This window comes from Pelomonas baiyunensis, assembly GCF_043555935.1.
In the GTDB taxonomy this organism is placed as follows: Bacteria; Pseudomonadota; Gammaproteobacteria; order Burkholderiales; family Burkholderiaceae_C; genus Pelomonas; species Pelomonas baiyunensis.
In genome coordinates, this window is sequence record NZ_JBIGIB010000002.1 from 861,715 (window position 1) to 882,742 (window position 21,028).

Annotated in this window: 17 protein-coding genes; all 17 read right to left on the reverse strand. The window is 67.9% G+C overall.

Annotation, left to right across the window (positions count from 1 at the left end):
- Positions 1-2 precede the first annotated feature (2 nt).
- Positions 3-371: a response regulator gene (locus ACG01O_RS10330; RefSeq protein WP_394384129.1), complete on the reverse strand. Its 369-nt coding sequence runs from the start codon at positions 369-371 to the stop codon at positions 3-5.
- Positions 368-625: a hypothetical protein gene (locus ACG01O_RS10335; RefSeq protein ID WP_394384131.1), complete on the reverse strand. Its 258-nt coding sequence runs from the start codon at positions 623-625 to the stop codon at positions 368-370. Before ACG01O_RS10335 ends, ACG01O_RS10330 begins: the two co-directional genes overlap by 4 nt.
- On the reverse strand, positions 625-2,976 hold the full coding sequence (locus ACG01O_RS10340; protein ID WP_394384133.1) for a chemotaxis protein CheA: 2,352 nt from the start codon (positions 2,974-2,976) through the stop codon (positions 625-627). The genes ACG01O_RS10335 and ACG01O_RS10340 overlap by 1 nt, the downstream gene beginning before the upstream one ends.
- Entirely contained in the window at positions 2,973-3,413 is a 441-nt protein-coding gene (locus ACG01O_RS10345) for a response regulator (protein WP_394384135.1), read from the reverse strand. The genes ACG01O_RS10340 and ACG01O_RS10345 overlap by 4 nt, the downstream gene beginning before the upstream one ends.
- Positions 3,410-4,291 (reverse strand): CheR family methyltransferase, encoded by an 882-nt coding sequence (locus ACG01O_RS10350; RefSeq protein ID WP_394384137.1) that lies wholly within the window; start codon positions 4,289-4,291, stop codon positions 3,410-3,412. The genes ACG01O_RS10345 and ACG01O_RS10350 overlap by 4 nt, the downstream gene beginning before the upstream one ends.
- Positions 4,288-4,911 (reverse strand): HEAT repeat domain-containing protein, encoded by a 624-nt coding sequence (locus ACG01O_RS10355; protein ID WP_394384138.1) that lies wholly within the window; start codon positions 4,909-4,911, stop codon positions 4,288-4,290. Before ACG01O_RS10355 ends, ACG01O_RS10350 begins: the two co-directional genes overlap by 4 nt.
- 11 nt (positions 4,912-4,922) lie before the next feature.
- Positions 4,923-6,074, reverse strand: coding sequence for a chemotaxis-specific protein-glutamate methyltransferase CheB (gene cheB / locus ACG01O_RS10360; RefSeq protein WP_394384140.1), 1,152 nt, complete (start codon positions 6,072-6,074; stop codon positions 4,923-4,925).
- Between the two features lie 16 nt (positions 6,075-6,090).
- Entirely contained in the window at positions 6,091-7,713 is a 1,623-nt protein-coding gene (locus ACG01O_RS10365) for a chemotaxis protein CheW (RefSeq protein ID WP_394384142.1), read from the reverse strand.
- A gap of 17 nt (positions 7,714-7,730) precedes the next feature.
- A complete protein-coding gene (locus ACG01O_RS10370; RefSeq protein WP_394384144.1) occupies positions 7,731-9,578 on the reverse strand; it encodes a methyl-accepting chemotaxis protein in 1,848 nt (615 codons plus the stop codon).
- Between the two features lie 353 nt (positions 9,579-9,931).
- The gene (locus ACG01O_RS10375; protein ID WP_394384145.1) at positions 9,932-10,729 is read right to left on the reverse strand and encodes a hypothetical protein; all 798 of its coding nucleotides are present in this window, start codon (positions 10,727-10,729) and stop codon (positions 9,932-9,934) included.
- 258 nt (positions 10,730-10,987) lie between these two features.
- On the reverse strand, positions 10,988-11,896 hold the full coding sequence (locus ACG01O_RS10380; RefSeq protein ID WP_394384147.1) for an aldo/keto reductase: 909 nt from the start codon (positions 11,894-11,896) through the stop codon (positions 10,988-10,990).
- Positions 11,897-11,905: 9 nt separating this feature from the next.
- Positions 11,906-14,281 (reverse strand): glycoside hydrolase family 13 protein, encoded by a 2,376-nt coding sequence (locus tag ACG01O_RS10385; protein WP_394384149.1) that lies wholly within the window; start codon positions 14,279-14,281, stop codon positions 11,906-11,908.
- A gap of 74 nt (positions 14,282-14,355) precedes the next feature.
- Positions 14,356-15,903, reverse strand: coding sequence for an alpha-amylase family glycosyl hydrolase (locus tag ACG01O_RS10390; RefSeq protein ID WP_394384151.1), 1,548 nt, complete (start codon positions 15,901-15,903; stop codon positions 14,356-14,358).
- Positions 15,900-16,790, reverse strand: a complete 891-nt coding sequence (malG, locus tag ACG01O_RS10395; RefSeq protein WP_394384153.1) for a maltose ABC transporter permease MalG — start codon at positions 16,788-16,790, stop codon at positions 15,900-15,902. The genes ACG01O_RS10390 and malG overlap by 4 nt, the downstream gene beginning before the upstream one ends.
- A gap of 10 nt (positions 16,791-16,800) precedes the next feature.
- Positions 16,801-18,396: a maltose ABC transporter permease MalF gene (gene malF / locus ACG01O_RS10400; protein WP_394384155.1), complete on the reverse strand. Its 1,596-nt coding sequence runs from the start codon at positions 18,394-18,396 to the stop codon at positions 16,801-16,803.
- A 109-nt stretch (positions 18,397-18,505) separates the two neighbouring features.
- On the reverse strand, positions 18,506-19,681 hold the full coding sequence (gene malE / locus ACG01O_RS10405; protein ID WP_394384157.1) for a maltose/maltodextrin ABC transporter substrate-binding protein MalE: 1,176 nt from the start codon (positions 19,679-19,681) through the stop codon (positions 18,506-18,508).
- Entirely contained in the window at positions 19,678-20,799 is a 1,122-nt protein-coding gene (locus ACG01O_RS10410) for an ABC transporter ATP-binding protein (RefSeq protein ID WP_394384159.1), read from the reverse strand. The genes malE and ACG01O_RS10410 overlap by 4 nt, the downstream gene beginning before the upstream one ends.
- Positions 20,800-21,028 lie beyond the last annotated feature (229 nt).

Below are 21,028 nucleotides of genomic sequence, written 5' to 3' on the forward strand. Positions count from 1 at the left end.
CCTCAAAGGCCAGGGATCACCTGGCGAATGACCTGCAGCAGCTCGTTGCCGCCCACGGGCTTGACCAGCCAGCCGGTGGCGCCTTGGCGCTTGGCTTCGTCGCGCTTGCCCTGCTGGCTCTCGGTGGTGAGGGCGAGGATGGGCGTGAAGCGCAGCAGCTTGCGCGCTTCCTGGATCAAGCCCAGCCCGTCCATCTTGGGCATGTTGATGTCGGTGATGATCAGCGCGGGCTTCAGGCCGGCCTTGAGCTTCTCCAGCGCCAGGCTGCCGTCGGTGGCGGTTTCCACGGTGAGGCCGCTGATGGTGAGCGAGTTGCGCAGGCTCATCAGCATGGTCGCGGAGTCGTCCACGATGAGGATGGTTTTGTTCATGCGGGGCTCCCGGTGGGTGTGGGGGGGGCGTCCAGGCTCAGCGCCTGGCAAAGCCAGCGGTCGGCCGGCGGCGCCTTGATGCGGGGTTGAAACGCCAGCAGGGTTTGCAACAGGGCCGCGTGCAGCGACTCACACTTGCCCAGGTGCACCTGCGGCTTGGATTGCTCGCGCAGCCAGGCCACCAGGCCCTCGGCGTCTTCAGCCCCGAGGTGGCCTTCCAGCGCGGCGTAGGTCTTGAGGTAGCGGATGGCCATCAGAGCAACTCCTTGGGGTTGAGGATCATCAGCACGCTGCCGTCGCCCATCAGGGCCGAGCCGGCGAAGCCGGTCATGCCGCCCAGCACGCCCTCCAGGGGGCGCAGGATGATGTCGGAGGTGCCGTCGAATTCGTCCACGATCAGGCCCACGGGCTCGCCGCCCCAGCGCAGCACCAGCACCGCGTGCTCGCGCTCGCTGTTCAGGGTTTGGGGCTCGTCCATGCCCAGCAGCTCGTTCAGGCTGCGCAGCGGCACGATTCGCCCGCGCAGCACCACCGTCTGGGCGGCCTTGAAGTGGTGGATTTCCTCCGCCGGCACCCGCACGGTCTCGACGATCAGGTCCATCGGCACGCCGAAGCGGCAGCCGGCGGAGCGGATCATCATCACGTGCGTCACGGCCATCGACAGCGGCAGCGTCAGCTGCAGCGTGGTGCCCTGGCCGCGCACGCTGGTCAGCTGCACCGTGCCGTTGACGCGCTCCACCGCGGAGCGCACCACGTCCATGCCCACGCCGCGGCCGGAGAGGTCGGAGATGCTGTCGGCTGTGGAGAAGCCGGGCAGGAACACCAGTTGCACGGCCTCGGCCTCGGTCAGGGCGTCGGCACGGTCGGCTGGAATCAGGCCCCGCTCCACCGCCTTGGCACGCACCCGGGTGGTGTCCACGCCGGCGCCGTCGTCGGCGATGTCCAGCACCACGCGGTCACCGTCCTGTCGGGCGCTGACCCGCAGGGTGCCATGCGCCGGCTTGCCGGCAGCCAGGCGCACATCCGGGGTCTCGATGCCGTGATCCAGGCTGTTGCGCAGGATGTGGATCAGCGGGTCGGCCAGGCTCTCGATGACGTTCTTGTCGGCTTCGGTGTCCTCACCCTCGATGACGAGTTGCACTTCCTTGCCCAGGCGCTTGGAGATGTCGCGCACCAGGCGGCCGAAGCGCTGGAACACCGTGCCCACCGGCAGCATGCGCACCTGCATGATGGCGTGCTGCATGTCCTCGGCAATGCGGTTGATGACGGCGTACTGGTTCTTGATCTCGCGGGCCAGCTCGCGCTGGCGGAAGTGGGTTTCGGCGCGCTGGGCGAGGTAGGGCAGGGCGTTCTTGGCCACCACCATTTCGCCGATGAGGTCCATCAGCCGGTCGATCTTGTCCTGGGCCACCTTCAGCACCTTGTGGGCGCCGCGTTCGGTGGTCGGGTCCTCGCTGGCGGCCACCGGTGCAGCACCGCTGCGGGCTGCGGGTGCGGTCGGGTCGGCCTGCACGGGGCCCAGCGGGTGGTGCTGGCGAGCCCAGGCGGCCAGGGCCGAGGGGCTGGCGTCGGTGGGCGGCAGGCTGGCTGCGGCATCGGCCAGGGCAGCGGCGTCGGCCTGCGGCAGTTCGCTGCGCACCGCCAGCAGGTGGCTCAGCACCTGGTGCCCGGCGGCCGTGGTGCCACCGGTTGGCGCGGGGCGCTGCAGCAGCGAAATCTGGTCGTTCCACAGCTGCGTCAGGCGTTGGGCCAGCAGGGCCTGGTGCTCTGCGCTGAGTTGCTGCGCCGCGGGGGCTTCCGGCGTGAGCGTGACGATCTCGCACTGCTCGGGCACGTAGCGGTAGTGCTCCTGCAGGTAGGCCTCGGGGGCGCTGCTGAGTATCAGGAAACCCAGCAGGCTGCGGTAGCAGTCGAACTCGGGCAGGGGCCCCCAGTCGGCGGGTTGCAGCACTTCCAGGGCCACCAGACCGGGCGTGTGTTGCACCAGCGCCCAGGGGTCTTCGCCCTTGAAGAAGCACTCCGGCTCGGGCTGGTAGCGCAGCACGCAGTAGCCGGGCTTTTGGAGCGCCTTCCAGGCGTCCGGCAGGCTCTGCGCCCAGGCCGGCAGCGGAGCAGCCGGTGCGGCGGCCTGGGCAGCCGGCTGGCTGGTGGGCTGCGCGGGCTGGGAGGGCAGTGCCGGTTCCGGCCGCGGCGCAGCCGCGGCCACCGGCCCGCCGTTCAAGAAGGCACGCAAGGCGTTGGCCAGTGTTTGCGACGGGCCCATGGCGCTTTCGGGCAACTGGCCGTGGGTGGCGATGGCGTCGATCAACTCGGCGCTGTGGTCCATGGCGGCCAGCAGTGCGTCAGCCATGGCGGTGCCGTACACCAGGCGACCCGAGCGCACCTGGTCGAGCAGGTCTTCGCCGGCATGCACCACGTGCTCCAGCGCGCCGAACTCGAACAGCCCGCAATTGCCCTTGAGCGTGTGCACCGAGCGGAACAAATCGTTCAGCAGCGCCGGGTCGTCGGGCCGGCGTTCGATCTCCAGCAGCCGCTGTCCAATCGTTTCCAAACATTCGCGAGCTTCGAGCACGAACTGCTCGAGCATTTCCGTGCTCGTGTTCATCGTGCACCTCCGTTCACAGGGTGGGCCGCGGCAGCCTGGGCCGCGGCCTGCGCGTCGCCCAGCAGCAGCGCGGCGGTGAGCACCAGCTCGGCCGGCCGGGCGGGTTTGACCAGGTAGCAGTTGGCGCCGGCTTCCTGGGCGGTGGAGGCGTCCTGAAGCTGCGCTTCGGTGGAGACCATCATCACCGGCGCTTGCTGCGAGGCGGGCAGCCGGCGCAGTTCACGCACGAAGCCGTAGCCGTCGAGCTTGGGCATGTTGACGTCGACCACGTACAGGTCGAACGGGCGCTCCCCCCCGCCGGCAGCCACCACTTTTTCAACCGCTTCCAGCCCGTTGATCGCCTCGTCGGTCTGCCAGCCGGCGTCACCCAGCAGCTTGCGGTGGTACATGCGGATGGTGGCGGCGTCGTCGACCACCAGGATGCGAGCGGCTGTCATGGCGCCTCTCCTGTCAGGGGTTTCTGATAGACCATGGCGTCGGCGAAGCGCCGCACGCGGTAGAGCGCACTGATGCGGCTCATGGATTCCGAGTGGCCGAGGCAGATGAAGCCGCCGGGGCTGAGCGCGTCGTACAAGGCTTCGGCCGCAGCGCGCCGGGACACGTCGTCGAAATAGATCAACAAGTTGCGGCAGAACACCAGGTCGATGTCGCGAAACCGCTGGGTGTCGGCCGGGTCGCTGAGGTTCACCCGGGTGAACTCCACCGCGGCAACCAGGTCCCGCGAGATGGCCCATTCGTTATCGCCTCGGCGGGTGAAGTACTTGTCCAGCCAGTGCTTGGGCAGGTTGGCCACCGAGCGGGCGCTGTACACGCCGCGCTGTGCGGCTTGCAGCACCTGTGTGTCGATGTCGGACGACAGGATCTCCACGTCATGCAGGTGGATGCCGGGCCAGCGCTCCAGCAGCTGCATCGCAATCGAGTACGGCTCTTCACCGGTGGACGACGGGATGGACCAGATGCGCAGCGGCTCGCCCGGGCGCTTGCGGGTGGCCAACTCGTCCATGAGACTGTTGGTCATGCAGTCGAACTGGTAGGCCTCCCGCAGGAAGTAGGTCTCGTTCACGGTCATGGAATTGACCAGGTGCTGCAGTTCCAGCCCCTCGGCCTCGAAACGCAGGCCGATGAAGTACTCCCGGAAGTTGGCGGCGCCTGTGGCCTCCATGCGGTCAACCAGGCGCTTGTCGACGAAGTAGCGCTTGTTCTCGTCGAAGTGGATGCCGGTCTTGCGATAGAAGAACTCCCGGAACTTCAGGAAGTCCGCATCGGTGACCACACGCTCGACGCGCGCGGGTGGGGTGCGCAGGGCGGAGGTCATGACGTTTCGATCCGGCTGATGGCCACATCGGCCGCGAATTGAATGAAGGCGTCGCTGCCGAACCGTTCGCGCACACTGACCAGTGCGGGCAGGTCAGCGGTGCTGCCCACTTCGGCCAGCACCTCCAGACTGGCCGCCACCACGTTGACGTGCGCTTCATGACGCAGCACCTGCTGCAGCCACCGGGGCACGTTGGCGTGGCGCAGCTCGCCCAGCAGGTTCACGGCAAAGATGCGCACATCAGCGTCCGGGTCCAGCAGCAGGCGGTCCATGCACGGGGCGACCACCTGCGGCATGGCGGCCAGCGCTTCGATGGCACCGTTGCGCAAGCCCGCGTCCTCGGTGCGCAGCAGGGGCAGCAGCGCTTGCACTGCCTCGTCGCTGGACAGTTGGCCCAGGCTGTTGAACAAGGCCTCACGCACGCTCGCATCGGTCTCCACCGCCAGGGCCCGGCCCAAGGCCAAGGCGGCCTGTGGGAAGGCTGCGAGGTCACGTGCGGCCAGACGGCGGTGGCGGGGGTCGGGGTCGGCCAGTTGCTGCTGCAGGCCCGGCAGGTCGCGGGCGTGGGCGCGGGGCTGCACAGCGTGCAGGGGGGCAGTGGGTGTTTTTCGCAGGGCCATGATGGGTTCCTTCACTGCGGTGCAATCCAGTCGCGCAGCTGCTCGCCGATGCGACCGGAGTGCAGAATGCGGTTGGCGCCCTGACGGTTGATGAGTTCCTGCGGCATGCCGAACACCACGGCGCTTTCGGCCGATTCGGCGATCGTGCGGCCGCCTTGCTGGTGCAGCCGCGTCATGCTGGCTGCGCCGTCAAACCCCATGCCGGTCAGCAGCACGCCCACCAGCTGTTCCGCTGGCATCTGGCGCAAGGCGCTGTCCACCAGGACGTCCACGCAGGGGTGCCAGGGCTGGCCCGGGGCTTCGGCCACGGGCTGGGCCACCAGGCGTCCCAGGCGCTCGGAGACGACCATGTCGAACCCACCCTGGGCGATGATGACTTGACCCGCCTGCAGCGGCATGGGGCCGTTGCACTCGCGCACTTCCAGCGCGCAGATCGAGTCCATGCGCTGAGCGAAGGTGGCGGTGAACTGCGCCGGCATGTGCTGGCACACCAGCACCGGCCAGGGAAAGTCGGCCGGCAGGGTGGGCAGGATGTCTTCCAGCGTGCGCGGGCCGCCGGTGGAAACGCCGATCAACACCAGCCCCTCGGGGCGGCCCAGGTCGCGCAGGGGCCGGGCCAGGCGGGCTTGGCGCTCGGCGAGGTCGTGCGCTTGGGTGCGGCCCTGGGGCTGCGCGTTCGTGTGGCCGCTGGGTGCCTGGCGGGTGCGCAGCGGGGCGCGGGTGCGCGCTGCGGGCTCCGGCTTGGCCAGGCGGGCCCGCGCGCCGCGCACCCGTGCCGTGCTGGCGGTGCGCACCTTCTGAACGAGGTCGTCGGCCACCTCGTGCAGGTTCAGCGAGATGGTGCCGCCGGGCTTGGCGATGTAGTCCACCGCTCCCAGGGCCAGGGCTTCCAGCGTGGGCATGGCCGACGCGGTGGTGAGCGACGAGACCATGATCACCGGGGTCGGCCGCTGCGCCATCAGCAACGACAGCGCGGTGAGGCCGTCCATCTCGGGCATGTTGACGTCCAGCGTCACCACGTCCGGCTGGAAGGCTTGCGCCAGCTCGATGCCTTCGCGTCCGCTGCGGGCGGATTCCACTTCAAAACCCGCCTCGCTCAGCACCTGACGCAGCACCTTGCGCATCAGGGCGGAATCGTCAACGACCAGGACCTTGTTGCCCATGATGACCTCCGCCCATTCATGCGGCCTGGCGCTGCAGGTCCGGCAGCGTGTCGGCGGCCGCGGCGGCAGCGGCTTCTTCCAGGGCTGCCTCGTTCTGCCATTGCAGCAGCTGGGGCGGGTCGATGAGCATGATGAGGCGCTGCTGGTCGTCCAGCCGGGCCACCTCGCGGATCATGCGGCCTTGCGCTTCGGAGAGCGACGGCGCAGGGGCCAGGCACTGCCGTGGCACCCGCAGCACTTCGGCCACGGAATCGACGATGAAGCCTGTGCGTTGCTCGCCCAACGTGAACACCATGATGCGCTGGCGATCGTTGCGCGCCAGGGCTTCCAGTCCCAGCCGCGTGCGCTGGTCGATGACCGGCAACACGGCGCCGCGCAGGTTGATCACGCCTTCGACGAAGGCCGGCGTGCGAGGCACTTTGGTCAGTTGCTCCGGCACGCGCACGATCTCCTGCACGCACATGATGGGCACGCCGAACTCTTCGGCGCCGAGGCGGAAGATCACCAGCTGCAGGTCCTCCTGCATCGGCGTGTCGCGGACGGTGTCCTGCATGGATGACTCCTGGATGGGATCGTGGGTGGGGTCCATCGAGCGGGTGAGGTCGGCAGCTTCGCGCACCGAGTCCAGCCCGATCAGCCGGGCCGACGACAGCACCGACACCAGCCGGCGGCCTTCGTCCAGGCGGCAAATCGCGCTGAACTCGGCCAGCTGGCCGTCACGGCTGAGCAGTTCGGGCACGGCGTCGGTCAGCGTGCGGGGCACGCTGAGGACTTCCTTCACCGCGTCGGTCACCAGGCCCACCGGGCTGCAGCCATTGAGGCTGACCACCACGATGCGCTGGTGAGCGTGCTGGGCCGGGCTGCCCAGGCGGAAGAGGCTGCGCAGGTCGACCAGCGGCAGCAGGCGCTGGCGCAGGGTGATGACGCCGCGCACGTGGTCCGGCGCCTGCGGCAGCGCGGTGACGGACTCGGGCAACTGCACGATCTCCTGCACGTCTTCAATCGGCAGCGCGTATTCCTGGCCGGCCACGGTGAAGCTCACCATGCGCAGGTCTTGGCTCAACGGGTCGGTGTCCGCGCCCTCGGCGCTGGCGAGCGGGTCGCGCGCGCTGCCGTCGGACTTCGCGTTGCGGGCTTCGCGCATCACGCTGCGGAACGCGCGCTGCACCAGCAACTCGAAGTCCAGCACCATCAGCAGCTCGTCGCGGCCTTCGGCACCGGGGCGGCGGATCAATCCGGTCAAACAGTCGGTTTGCACCACCGACTGGATGCCCGCAGCCGGCTGCAATTCGTCCGCTTCGACGTGGAGCACGCTGAGCACCGTGTCCACGAGGAAGCCCAGCGCCTGTCCACCACAGTGGATGACGAGGGCGCGAGCAGCGTCGTTCTGGGCCAGGTCGGGCAGGCCGACCAGGCGGCGCAGGCTCATCAGCGGCAGCACGCGGCCGCGCAAGTTGGCCAGACCGAGCAGCGCGTTGGGCGCCAGCGGCAGCCGGGCCACGTCCGGCAGGCGGATGATTTCTTGCACGGGGCCCATGGGCACGGCGAACTTTTCGCCCGCCAGCTCGAAGCTGACGAACTGACCGTCTGCCGGTGCTTGTGGCCCGCCCGGTGGGGCGAGGGGGTCCTGGGTGTCCATGGGGCCTCCCGAGGGGGTCAGTTGCTTTGCAGTTCGTCGGCGAGCGAGGAGATTTCCTCGATCGCAGCGCTCAGCTCGTCCGCACCCTGGCTTTGCTGCTTGGCCGCAGCGGCCGCTTGTTCGGCAGCCTTTTCAGCCTGCGCGGCTGCGGCGGAGATCTGGTCGATGCCGGTGCGCACCTGGGTCAGGGCGGCGGAAATCTCCACTGCGGCCTGAGCGGTGGAGGCATTGCCCGACTCCACCGCCAGCACGTCGCGCTCCATGCTGGTGAGGTTTTGCGTCACGCTGCGGGCCTTCTCCACCTCGGCCTGGCCCGCGGTCATGATCTCGGAGAGGTCACGGCCAACCAGGGCGATCTGGTCCTGGATGCTCTTGACCAGGTCTTTGATGCGGTCCGCGTTCTCGGCGGAGTCGTGCGCCAGGTTGCGGATGTCGGTGGCCACCACCACGAAGCCTTTGCCGTACTCGCCGGCGCGAGCGGCTTCGATGCTGCCGTTGACGGCCAGCATGTTGGTCTGCACCGAGACCTGCGTGATGGCGTCCACGATCTTGTCGATCTTGCGGCTCACCAGTTCCAGCTCCTTGATCTGCTGCATGCTGGTGCGTGTCGAGTTCACGCCGTCGCTGATGCTGGCCACCAGGGCATTGATGTGGCGGGTGTTCTCGCCCATCAGGCTGCGGATGGCCGTGGCGCGGTCGCGGGCTTCCACGGCGCGCTGCTCGGCAATTTGCGCCGACTTGGAGATTTGCGAGATCGCCGCGGCCGACTCGGTGGTGGCGCTGGCCTGGGTTTGTGCACCTTTGCGAATCTGGTCCAGCGCCACCATGATTTGCGTGGCGGCGCGGGTGATTTCCTGCACCGTGCTGGACAGCTCTTCGGCGGCCGACGCCACCTCTTCGGCGCTCTTGGAGATGTCGGTCGAGTTCTTCAACTCGTCGGCGATCTCGGAGAGGTTCGCTGCGGTCTGCTCGCACTCGGCGAGCGCTGCGGATTGCTCCTCCACCGTCTTCGCGGATTCCTCGCAGGCCGAGCTTTGCTCGGTCGAGGCCGCAGCGATCTGTTCCGTGCCACGCAGGGCCTGCTGGGCGGCTGCGCTGCTTTGCGCGGCGGCCGTGGCAATCGTGGTGGCCCCTTGCACGATCTCGGCTGCATCGTCGCGGATGCGCTCGAGTTGTTCCGTGATGATGCGGCTCTTCTCCACCTCGGCCTTGATGCTCTCGGCTGAGGTGTTGATGCCCGACGCGATGCTGGTGACCTCGGTCTGGATCTGACCGACCAGCTCCTGGATTTGCTTGGCGCTCTTTTCGCTGGTTTCGGCCAGCGTGCGCACTTCGTCAGCCACCACGGCGAAGCCCTTGCCGTGCTGCCCGGCGCGTGCGGCCTCGATGGCGGCGTTGAGCGCGAGCAGGTTGGTCTGGTCCGCGATGCGGGCCACGGCCTTGACGATGTCGCCAATGTTGGCGGCCTGACGCTCCAGCTCACCCACCATCTCCACCGAGGCGGCTTGCCGTTCGGCGGCGACGCCCACAGCCTGGATGGTGGCGCTGATTTCCGTGTTGATTTCGCCCGCGAGGTCGCGCATGCCCTCGGCCTTGGCCTGCGAGTCGCGGCAGGCTTCCAACTGGCGGGTGAGGGCGCCGTTGACCTGCGTGATCGCCGCCAGCGACTCTTGCGCCGCACCGGCGGCTTCTTCCGCGCCGCTGGCGATTTGGTCGGTGGCGCGCTTGAGTTCTTCGGCGGCCGAGGCGGCTTCGTTGATACCGCTGGACAGTTCGGTGCTGGCGCTGGCAATGCGCTCGGCGGCCTGTTGCTGCTTGGCCAGCGTGCGGGCGCGGCGTCGGTACACCTCGGCGTCGCGGTTCATGTTGCGACTCGGGCCTTTGGCCACCACGGGCGGTGGGCTCGAGTGTTGAAGGGCATCCTTGTTTTTCATCACCAGCGACATCGCCACTCTCCTTGCTTCAGGGTTGTCGAGCTGGCCGCTGCTGGCACTGGGTGAACATCACGGCGGCCGGGTAAGTGATCGAATTGGGCGCCTTATTTGATAAAAAAGCTAGTAAAACGTGGGTGAGGGCCCAAGGCAATCGTTTGGGATGTGAAATATGCTGCACTCGGGCTGGCTCTTTGCCCGATTTGCGCGTGGGGTCTTGCGGTTTTTTCGCTTCAGGCGCGCCGCCGACGCCCTCCTGAGCCACCCAGCCCTGTTGGGCGGGCCCCTCAACTGCGCGGGGGCTCGATCCAGAACGCCCGCTGGTTCAGCGGCGTCTGGAATGACAGGGTCGGGTTGTTCAGCGTGAGCACCGTGGTGCCTGGTGGCAAGTGCTCGCGCCAGATCGGGCCGTAGTAGGCGTCGTGCAACTGCTGAAAGCTGCCGTCACGGGCCGCAGCCCCAAGGCCGGTGGACAGGGCCTCGGCCAAATCCGGTCGCGTTGGGGCCACAAAGAAATAGGTGGCCGCCGGGTAATGCAGGGCCAACCGGGGCACGACGGCCAGCTGCTCGCGGCCGGGCACGGCCAGTTCGGCGTCGATTTCCAGCACCGAGCGGGGAAAGTAGTCGAACCGGCCGCTGCCCAGCATGCGAAACAGCGCCTCGTAATGGCTGCCCGTGGCCACCGGCAGCCCGTTGGCGCGCAGGATGGTGGTGTCGGGCCAATCGTGCCCTTGCCCGGCGCGGTGCTGTCGCAGGGCCGCCAGCGAGCGAACCGGCTCCCACAGGGCCAAGTCGCTGCGGCGCACCAGCAGCACCCGCCAGCCCAGCAATCCGCGATCGATGGGCACGCGAACCGGCAGCAGGCCGCAACTCTCGCGGAACCGGTCGGTCATGGTCCACATGATGTCGTTGGGTGCCGTGCCCTGGGCCACTTCAGCGAGGCTGCGGGTTTGCGACATCTCGGTGGGCACATCCACCAGCTCCGCGGTGCGGCCGGCGTGCTGCAGGGCCAACTGGATCAGCTGGCGCACATAGGGCAGCTGGGGGTCGGGCCGGCTGCCATGCACCGGCACGTGAACCCGCATGCTCGGGCCCGGTGGGCGGGGCGCTGCAGCGCCTGGGGTGGGTGCGGCGCAGCACGCAGACAAGCCTGCCAGCACCGTTCGCCGGGACAGGCGGTACGGTGGGCAGGCGAGGCAGTGCGCATGCGGTGGGCAGGCCATCTCCAGGCCATGATGCCACCCTCATGCAGCGTTAGGAATCTGCGGGGCGTGAGTTCTTCCCCTTGCCTTGATCGGGGTCAAGGGGTGCGATTCAAAGGCGCCGGCGGCGCTTGAATTCCTTTAAATCCAGCCCGCCCAGTGCGCGCCGTGCGCTTGAAACCCCGCGCGAATGGCCACCGCCTGCGCGGCGGGTAGGGGGCCTTGGGCGATGGCGCGCAGGTTGCGCTGCAGGTTGTGCGGCTGGGCCGTGCCCACGATGGCGCTGGCGGCGCCGGTGTGGAATGCGGCAAAGCGCAAGGCGATGTCGGCCCAGTCGACCGCACCGGGCGAAGCCGGCGACACCGGCAGGGTGTCGTTCAGCGCCATGGCCTGCCAGCGGTCCCAGTAGGCGCCTTCGGCGGGGTCGTTTGGGCGCTGGGCGTGGCGCCACACCGCGCCGGCCAGCGGCCGCTTGGCGATCACGCCCATGCCGGCGTGGTCGGCCCGCGCCGCGCGGGCGGCGAGGTGGGCCTGGTCGCACACGCTCACCGAGGTTTGCAGGCTGCCGAAGGCGCCGCTGGCGATGGCGAAGTCCACCTCGTCGTTGTCGCCCGAGTAGGCGGCCACGCGCAGCTTGCCGGCACGCTGGCAGTCTTGCAGCGCGCGGGTGACGTCGCCTTGCTGCAGCACCGGCAGCGGGCAGGAGTGCAGGTGCACCAGGTCCAGCCAGTCGGTCTTCATCAGGCGCAGCGCGCGTTCCACGCCGTGCACGATGCACTCGTAGGTCCAGTCCGGCACGCCTTCCACGCCATAGCCCACCTTGGTGGACAGCACGAACTCCTGGCGCCGGTGCGCCAGGTGGCGGCCGATGCGTTCTTCGCTCAGGCCGTAGCCCCGCGCGGTGTCGATGAGGGTGATGCCGGCGTCCAGCACCTGATTCAGCAGCGCGGCGGCTTCCGCCTCGGTGGTGCGCTCGTCGTGGATGTGCATGGCGCCAAAGCCAAGCGCGGAGACGCTCAGGCCGGTGCGGCCCAGGGAGTTCTGGATCATGAAAGGCAGTCAGGGCGTGACGAGAACCCGCCCGAACAGCGGCGGCACGGTCAGTTGGATCTGGTGGTTTTGCACCGACACCGGCGCGCCACCCAGCGCGTCGTTCAGCGTGCCCGAAGCCATGGGCACGTTGACGGTGACCGTGCGCGGGCTGGTGCTGTTGTTGGTGGCCGTGAGTGCCCAGGTGGCACCGTGCTGGCGGGCCAGCACCACCACGTTGGCGTCCACGTGCAGCGGCGCGGCCAGCGTGCCATGGCGCAGCACGGGCAGGGCGTGGCGCAGTTGCGTCAGGCGCTTGAAGTCGGCCAGCAGGGCCTCGTCGGGCTGGCCGCCTTCGTCGGCCCAGGGGTAGGGGGCGCGGTTGAACGGGTCTTCCCCGCCGCCCAGGCCCACTTCGTCACCGTAGTAAATGGTGGGCGAGCCGGGGTAGGTCATCTGGAAGAACACGGCCAGGCGCAGGCGTTGCTTGGCCTGGGCCAGGTCGGTGTCTTCGCCGAAGTGGTGCAGGGCGCGGGGCTGGTCGTGCGTGGAGAGCAGGTTCATCAGGGCCGAGAAGGCCTGCGGCGGATAGGCCTCGCGCATCAGCTCCAGGTTGGCGGCCATCAGCGTGCCGGGCTTGCCGGCGGCGTAGTCCAGCACCGCGTTGCGGAAGATGTAGTTCATGGTGCTGTCGAACATGTCTCCCAGGAAGTACTTGGAGCTGTCGAACCAGGTCTCGGCCACCGTCAAGGCGTCGGGCTTCTTAGCCTTCACGGCCTGCCGCCATTCGCGCCAGAAGTCGTCGGGCACCCAGGGGGCCACGTCCATGCGCCAGCCGGCGGCGCCGCGGTCCAGCCAGAGGTTGGTGACGGAGTCTTTGTCGCGGTAGGCGTAGGCGCGGAAGGCGGGGCTGTTCTTGTCGATCTCCGGCAGGTCGGTCACGCCCACCCAGCCCTGGAACTGCTTGTTGGGGTCTTTCTCGTCGGGCTTGAACTTGAACCAGCTGGCGTAGGGCGAGTCGGGGTTGATCTTGCCGTTGTCGAACGCGCCGCCCGCCGGGAAATTGCCGAAGCGGTTGAAGTAGGGCGAGTCAGCGCCCACGTGGTTCAGCGACGTATCCGGGATCACGCGGATGCCACGCTTGGCGGCCTCGGCGCACAGGCGCACGAAGTCGTCGTTGGTGCCGAAGGCAGGGTCGATCTGCTTGTAGTCGGCCGTGTCGTACTTGTGGTTGCTGGGTGCGCGGAACACCGGCGTCATGTAGATGGCGTTGGCGCCCAGGCTCCGGATGTAGTCCAGCTTTTCGATGATGCCGGCCAGGTCGCCGCCGAAGAAGTCGTTGTTGTAGAGGGCGTCCGAGCCGTCGCCCGTGCCGGGCTTGAACGGCTTTTCGTTCCAGCGGGCGTGGCGTTCCACATCACCGCTTTGGTAGCGGTCTTGCGGGCGGCCGCCGCCGGGGCGCGGGTCGTTGGCCTTGTCGCCGTTGCGAAAGCGCTCCGGGAACACGTAGTAGTAGACGATGTCTTTCGCCCAAGCGGGCACCTGGAAGTCCGCCGCGTAGATGGTTTGGCGGTAGCGGCGGATGCGCTGGGTGGAGGCTGGCAGCCGCTCGACCACCGCTGCGCCCATGGAGCCCTTCTCGCGCGTCCAGTACACGGTGTCGGTGTTGTTCTGCAGCGCGTAGCGCGTGCCGTCATACATCTCCAGCTCGAACCAGTAGCCGTAGACACCCACCTCGGAGAAACGGTAGCGGGCCGAGAAGCCCACGCCCAGGCCGCGCGGCTGGGGCGTCATGGCGATGCGGGCCAGTGGCTGGTACTGGAGTTGCTCCTGGTTGCCGCTCATCTGGCGGCGTTCGATCACGAGGGTGGCCTGTTTCAAGCCCGGCGCGTCATTGCCCATGCTGAAGCGCACTTCGGTGCCGGCGGGCTGGGCGCCGAACGGGGCTTTGAACTCTTCCACCCGCGAACTGAAATGGGCGGTGAGCGCCGCGCGGTCGGTGATGGGTTGCGGCGGCGTGGGCTTGAAGGTCTTGGGGCCCACGGCCAGCGTGGCCTGGCCCTCGGGCGTGAAGCTCAGGCGCAGGGTGTGGGCGCCGCTGAACTGGCGTTGCAGGTTGCCGTTGGCGCCGCGCGCGGGTTGGCCGTTGCTGCCGCCGCCGAAGGTCAGCGCCGGCGTCCAGTCTTCATCGGCGATCTTGAATTCCTGCGGGCCTTTGGCCGTGAGGTTCAGGTAATAGGCGTCGCAGCGGTACTCGAACGCCTGTTCGTCTTGCGCGGCCCAGTTGTTCAGGCCGCCGCGCAGGTAGAGCACGGCATCCCCCAGCGGGGCGGGCTTGCAGGGGGCGGCCTGGGCGTCAGGGAGGCACATGAGCACGGTGGCGCAAAGCGCGAGGAGCTTGTTCATGGAGGTGGGTGGGGTGAGCGTTCAGGGTGCCGCGTGAGGCGCCCAGGAGCGAAAGACGGGGGAGCAAAGACGGGTCAGCGCACGCGCTTGTAGCGGTCGTAGCCGCCCAGGTCGCGCCGGCGGGGTTCCAGCACCAGCACGCCGTGGGCCGGCAGCTCCACGGTGATGAAGCCAGCGCTGAGCGTGAGGGGTTCGGTCGGCGTGAGGCCCAGCAGGTCGTGCAGGGGGGTGTCGTCCATCAAGGCCCAGTTGGCCACCATCACGCGGTCGCGCACGGGCTGGTTGCTGGGGTTGGCCAGGATGATGCGGGTGTCCAGCGCGCGGTCGGTGTGGCGCTCGAAGGCCAGCAGCTTGGCCGACTCAATACGCCGAAAGTCGCCCACGCGCAGCGCCCGGTGGCCCTTGTGCAGCGCCACCAAGTGCCGCACCCAGGTCATTTCGGGGTGGGTGTCGCTGACCCGCTCCCAGCGCATGGGGCCGCGGTTGGCCGGGTCGGCGCCGCCTTCCATGCCCACTTCCACGCCGTAGTAGAGGTTGGGCGCGCCGGGCAGCGTGAACTGCAGCGCCTGCACGAGCCGGCGCCGCGCTGCGTCGGGCCACTGCGTGGCGATGCGGGGGATGTCGTGGTTGTCGATCACCACCCAGGACTTGAGCATCGGCTCGATGCCGGCGTCAGCCACCATGCGCTCGATCATGCGGCCTGCGGTGGGGCCGTCGATTTCGCCGCCCGCCGCGCCGTTGATGACCTGGCGCAGCGTGAAGTTCATGACCGCGTCGAGCGACTTCAGCCAGTCGCCGGGGTAGTTCACGATCTCACCCACCACCAGCGAGCCGGGTTTTTCGCGATGGGCGGCGCGGGTCAGGTCGGCCAGATAGGTGCGGCCCAGCTCAAAGGCCGTGTCCAGCCGCCAACCGTCGGCGCCGTCGCGCAGGTAGCTGCGCACGACCGAGTCGGGCGCCTCATACAGATAGCGGCGCACCGCCGGCGTTTCGAGGTTCAGCTCCGGCAGGTTCTGAAAACCCGTCCACACCCGGGCGCCGCCGGTGTACTGGGGGCCGATGGCGAACCAATCGCGCCAGGGGCTTTTCGGGTCGCGCAGGGCTGACTGAAACGCTGGCGCGTTGCGGCCCATGTGGTTGAACACGCCGTCGAGCACCACCTTCAGGCCGCGGCGGTGCGCCTCGGCGGCCAGGCGCTTGAAGTCGTCTCGCGTGCCGTACTCGGGCGAGATGGCCTGGAAGTCCAGCGCGTCGTACTTGTGGTTGGTGTAGGCGCGGTGGATGGGGTTGATGTAGAGCACATCGGCGCCCAGCTGCTGCACGTGGCCCAGCCGCGTGGTGGCGCTGGGCAGGTCGCCGCCCCAGAAATCCAGCTCATGGGCAGCCAGCCGCTCGGCTTCCAGGTAGGGGCCGGTGGTGGGGTCCTCCGACCAGTCGCGCAAGCGCTTGGGCGCGGGGTACAGCGCGCGCTTGGCGTCCAGCTGGGCTGCGGGCACGAAGCGGTCCACGATGATCTGGTAGACCACCGCGCCGTTGCGCCAGTCCCGCTCGCGGGCCTCGTACGGGCCGGCGTGCGCCAGCGTGGCGATGAGTGCCAGCCCCGCCAGGAGCTGGCGCTTCATCCCTTGACCCCGCCGGCCGTCAGGCCCGAGACGATCCAGCGTTGGGCCAGCAGGAACACGGCCGTGATGGGCAGGCCGGACAGCACGGCGGCGGCCGCGAAGTCGCCCCACAGGAAGCGCTGGTCATGCAGGAAGTATTTCGAGCCCACGGCCAGCGTGAGGTTGGACTCCTCTCGCAGCAGGATGCTGGCGACCGGGTATTCGATGATGCAGCCGATGAAGGCCAGCACGAACACCACCATCAGGATGGGCACGGCCATGGGCAGCAACACGCGCGAGAAGGCCTGCCAGTGCGTGGCGCCGTCCACCTTGGCGTTTTCTTCGATCTCCACCGGAATGGTCTCGAAGTAGCCCTTGATGGTCCACACATGGGTGGCAATGCCGCCGAGGTAGGCCAGCACCAGGCCAGCGTGCGTCTCCACGCCGAGCGCCGGCACGTAGGTGCCGATGGTCTCGAAGATGGCGAAGATGGCGACGAGTGCCAGCACGGGCGGGAACATCTGCAGCAGCAACATGCCGTTGAGCACCGGCTTGCTGAACGAGAACTTCAGCCGTGCGAAGGCATAGGCCGCCGTGGTGGAGATGGCCACGATCAGAAAGGCCGAGGCGGTGGCGATCTTGATGCTGTTCCACAGCCAGGTCAGCACCGGGAAGGGCGGTTGCACCAGGCTGCCGTCGGCCGCCTGGTACGGAATGCCCAGCGCCAGCTTCCAGTGTTCCAGGCTGATTTCAGTGGGGATCAGGCTGCCGGTGGCGAAGTTGCCGGGCCGCAGCGAGATGGACACCACCGCCAGCAGCGGGAACAGGGTGATGGCAATGAACGCCCACATCACGGCGTGGGCCGTGAAGGTGCGCCAGCGGGCTTGTTTGCCGAGGACGATGGCCATGTCGGGTTCCTTACTTCTGCGCCTTGGCAGACAGTCGCAGGTTGATCAGCGACAGCGCCGCGACCAGGAAGAAGATCAGCGTCGAGATCGCCGCGGCCAGCCCGAAGTCCGAGCCGGAGTCGCGGAAGGCGATGCGGTAGGTGTAGCTGACGAGGATGTCGGTCTGGCCCGCCGGCAGCTTGGTGGACAGGAAGTCCGGCCGGCCATCAGTCAGCAGCGCAATCAACACGAAGTTGTTGAAGTTGAACGCGAACGCGCTCACCAGCAACGGGGCCAGCGGCTTGATGATCAGCGGCGCGGTGATCTTGAAGAAGTTGGTGGCGGGTGACGCACCGGCCAGCGCCGAGGCCTCGTACAGGTCCGCCGGAATCGCTTTCAGCAGGCCCGAGCACAGGATCATGATGTACGGGTAGCCCAGCCACACGTTCACGATCAGCAGCATGGTCTTGGCCAGGAAGGGGTCGGCAAACCAGGCGGGCTTCACGCCGAAGAGGGCGTCCAGGATGGCGTTGATCTCGCCGAAGTTCTGGTTGAACAGACCCTTGAACACCAGGATGGAGATGAAGCCTGGCACCGCGTACGGCAGGAACAGCAGCGTGCGGTAGGTGGTGCGGAACTTCAGCCCCTCCCAGTTCAGCATCACCGCAAACAGCATGCCGATGGCGGTGGCGCAGGCCACGGTGAGGGCCGAGAACACCACCGTCCAGGTGAAGATGGACAGGAAGGGGCCACGGAACTCGGCATCGAACAGCATGCGGGCGTAGTTGCCCACGCCGATGAAGGCCTTGAAGCCGGGCTGCAGCGTCTCGCCGGTGGACGACTGGAAGAAGCCGGTGTCACGGTTGGGGTCGAACACCACGCCGTCGGCGGCACGGGTCAGGCTGCCGTTGGGGTTGGCCGTCCATTGCGGCTTCACGGGCCCGAACTCGCGCAGGCCCAGGTAGTGCAGCTCGGTTTTGTCCGGCCGCACCAGCACCAGGCGGGCCAGCGCGTCGCGGTGCTTGATGAGCTCGGGCAAGGGCAGGGCGGCCTGCAGCGGGGCGGTCAGCGGCAGGTGCTCGGCATCGGCGGGCGAGAGGTCCACCCGCACCGGCTGCCTGGCGCTGCGCAGCGCCAGCGGTGGGCTTACCCAGCGGGGCGCGGCGCCGCCTTCGGGTTGCAGCACCAGGCGGAACTCGGCGCCGTCTGCATGCAGGCTGTAGCCCAGCACCTGGTCTTCCACTGCGTCGTGCTGCTCCAGCAGGTACTCGCGCACGCGGGTCTCGCTGAGCAGGTGGGTGCTGGAGTAGTTGGTGAAGCCGATCTGCGCCGTGAACACCAGCGGGAAGGCGATGAACACCAGCATGCCGGCCACGCCGGGGAACAGGTAGCGCCAGGCGAAGCCGCCTCGGCTGAGGTAGACGTAAAAGCCTGCCGTGAACAACACCAGCAAGCCCGCCGCCCACGCGGCCTGGCCGGTGGAATACACGACGAACACGAAGTACAGCGCGCCCAGCATCAGCATGACCGCCGCCGGCCAGTACGCCAGCCGGCCCAGCCGTTCGGTGAGCGAGGGGGGCAGGGTGGAGTAGCTGCCCTGGCCCAGGGTGGAAGAAGTGGCTGTCATTGCAGTGCCTCGCCTGTCGAGGACTGCGGGCGGCTGCCCGCGGGGGCGCCACAGCGCTTGGGGCGGGCCGGCGCTTGTGCGGCTTCAAGCATGCGCTTCGCGTTCTTGTTCATTTGTTCAGCAGCATCCGTGCGGCGGCGCCATCGAGCGCGTCCTTGGGGCTTTGCAGGCCGTTGGTGATGGCCTCCAACGCGGCGTCCATGGCCGTCCAGAACCGGCCCACTTCGGGGATGTTCGGGATGGGGGCGCCGTTGCGGGCGTTGGTCATGCTGGCCGCGATCAGCGGGTTCACCGACAGCTCGGCGTAGAACGCCTTGTTGGCCGGCACGCCGATGGGCACGTCGGCGTCCAGCACCTTCAGGGCTTCGGGGCGCATCAGGTGGTTCTCGATGAACTCCTTGGCCAGGTCCTTGTTCTTGCTGGGCGCGGAAATCATGCAACCCAGCACGCCCACAAAGCTCTTGCTGGGCTTGCCGGCCACCACGGCCGGAATCGGCGCCACGCCGAAGTCGATCTTGGCCTTGCGCGCGTTGTCCCACGCCCAGGGGCCGGAAATCATCATCGCGATCTCACCGCGGGCGAAGGCCGATTCCATCTCGGCGTAGTTCGCGCCCTTGGGCATGTGGCCGTTGCGGATCAGGGTGTCCAGCGTCTGCGCGGCACGCAGCGCGCCCGGGGTGTTCACGCCCACCTGGCGGGCGTCGAAATCACCCTGAGCATCGCGCCCGAAGATCACGCCGCCCGCGCCAGCCAGCATCGGCCAGGTGAAGAAGCTCTTGTTGTAGTGCCACAGCACGGCGTGCTTGCCTTGGGCCTGCAGTTGCTTGTCCAGCACCATCACCTCGTCCCAGGTTTGGGGCGGGGTCTTCACGAGGGCCTTGTTGTAGATGAGGCCGGTGGTTTCGATGGCGATGGGGTAACCCCAGATGCGACCGCGGTAGCTCAGCGCGGCCCAGGCCTGGTCTTCCACCTCGGCCTTGAGCTTGCTGGACGGGCGCAGCGGCGTGAGCAAGCCGGCCTTGGCCCACTCGCCCACGCGGTCGTGCGGCCAGCAGAAGATGTCCGGCCCCTTGCCGGCGCCGGCGGCCTGCTGGAACTTGTCGGTGGGGTCCACGGGGTGTTCCACCACCACCTTCACGCCGGAGGCCTTCTCGAAGGCGTTGCCCACCTTCTGCAGGCCGTTGTAGGCCTTGTCGCCGTTGATCCAGACGAGCAGCTTCGGGCTCTCGGCCGATGCCGAACCCGCAGCCAGTGCAGCTGCGGCAAGCAGGAACTTCAGCTTCATGCCGCGAGCTCCGGCGCGGCGAGGCGGCGCAGGGCGCGGCCGTTGCTGTCGAACACGTACAGGGCTTCTTCCGGCAGGTGCAGGTCCAGCGCCTGGCCGCTGCGCAGGCGGTCCACGCCGTTGCGGCCTTCAAACTGGCAGGTAAGGGGCTCTTCCAGGCCGGGGTAGGGGCAGTACGCAAACGTGATGCCGCCCAGCGACTCCACGAAGGCTACCGTGCTTTGCAGCAGGTTGTTCGGGCCGCCTTGGCGGATGTGCTCGGGGCGCACGCCCACGGTGACCTTGGCGCCGGGCTGGGTGCCGCTGGCATCCACGCGGGCGCGCAGGGTCACCGGGTTGCCCTGCAGCTTGACGTCCACATGCCCGTCGCCCACGGCGGTCACCTCGCCCTGAATGAAGTTCATCTTGGGGCTGCCAATGAAGCCGGCCACAAACAGGTTGCACGGGTGCTCGTACAGCTCCAGCGGCGAGCCCACCTGTTCCACCTTGCCGGCCGACAGCACCACGATGCGGTCGGCCAGGGTCATGGCCTCCACCTGATCGTGCGTCACGTAGATCATGGTGGTCTTGAGGTCTTCGTGCAGCTTGGCGAACTCGTAGCGCATGCGCACGCGCAGGGCGGCGTCCAGGTTGGACAGCGGCTCGTCGAACAGGAACACCTCGGGCTTGCGCACGATGGCGCGGCCGATGGCCACGCGCTGGCGCTGGCCGCCGGAGAGGTCTTTGGGCTTGCGGTCCAGCAGGTGCTCGATGTGCAGGATCTTGGCCGCGTTGCGCACGGCGGTCTCGATCTCGGCCTTGGGCACCTTGGCCAGCTTCAAACCGAAGGCCATGTTGTCGAACAGATTCATATGCGGGTACAGCGCATAGGACTGGAACACCATGGCGATGCCGCGCTCACTGGGCGGCACATCGTTCACCACACGCCCGCCGATGGTCAGCTCACCGCCGGTGATCTCCTCCAGCCCGGCGATGGAACGCAGCAGCGTGCTCTTGCCGCAGCCCGAGGGGCCGACGAACACCATGAACTCGCCATCGCGAATCTCCAGGTCAATGCCATGAAGGATGCGGATGTCGCCATAGGCCTTCTCCACGCCGGTCAGTCGAACGTCTGCCACTTCTAACCTTTCTATCGCGAGCCGCGCAGCCGGTGCCGGCGCCTCGCTTGTCTCGTCAAAATGGGGTCCAAATTTTCAGTCTTTGGCCGTCTTTGTAGACAATATACATTTCAAGGCCGCCAACAACAACCAGAACTACCCGGCTGAACTCGAGTGAAACCGTTGTAGATCAATGATTTGCGATCTTGCGCGGGTTTTCCCGATGTAGTCAAACTACACAAGCGGGCGT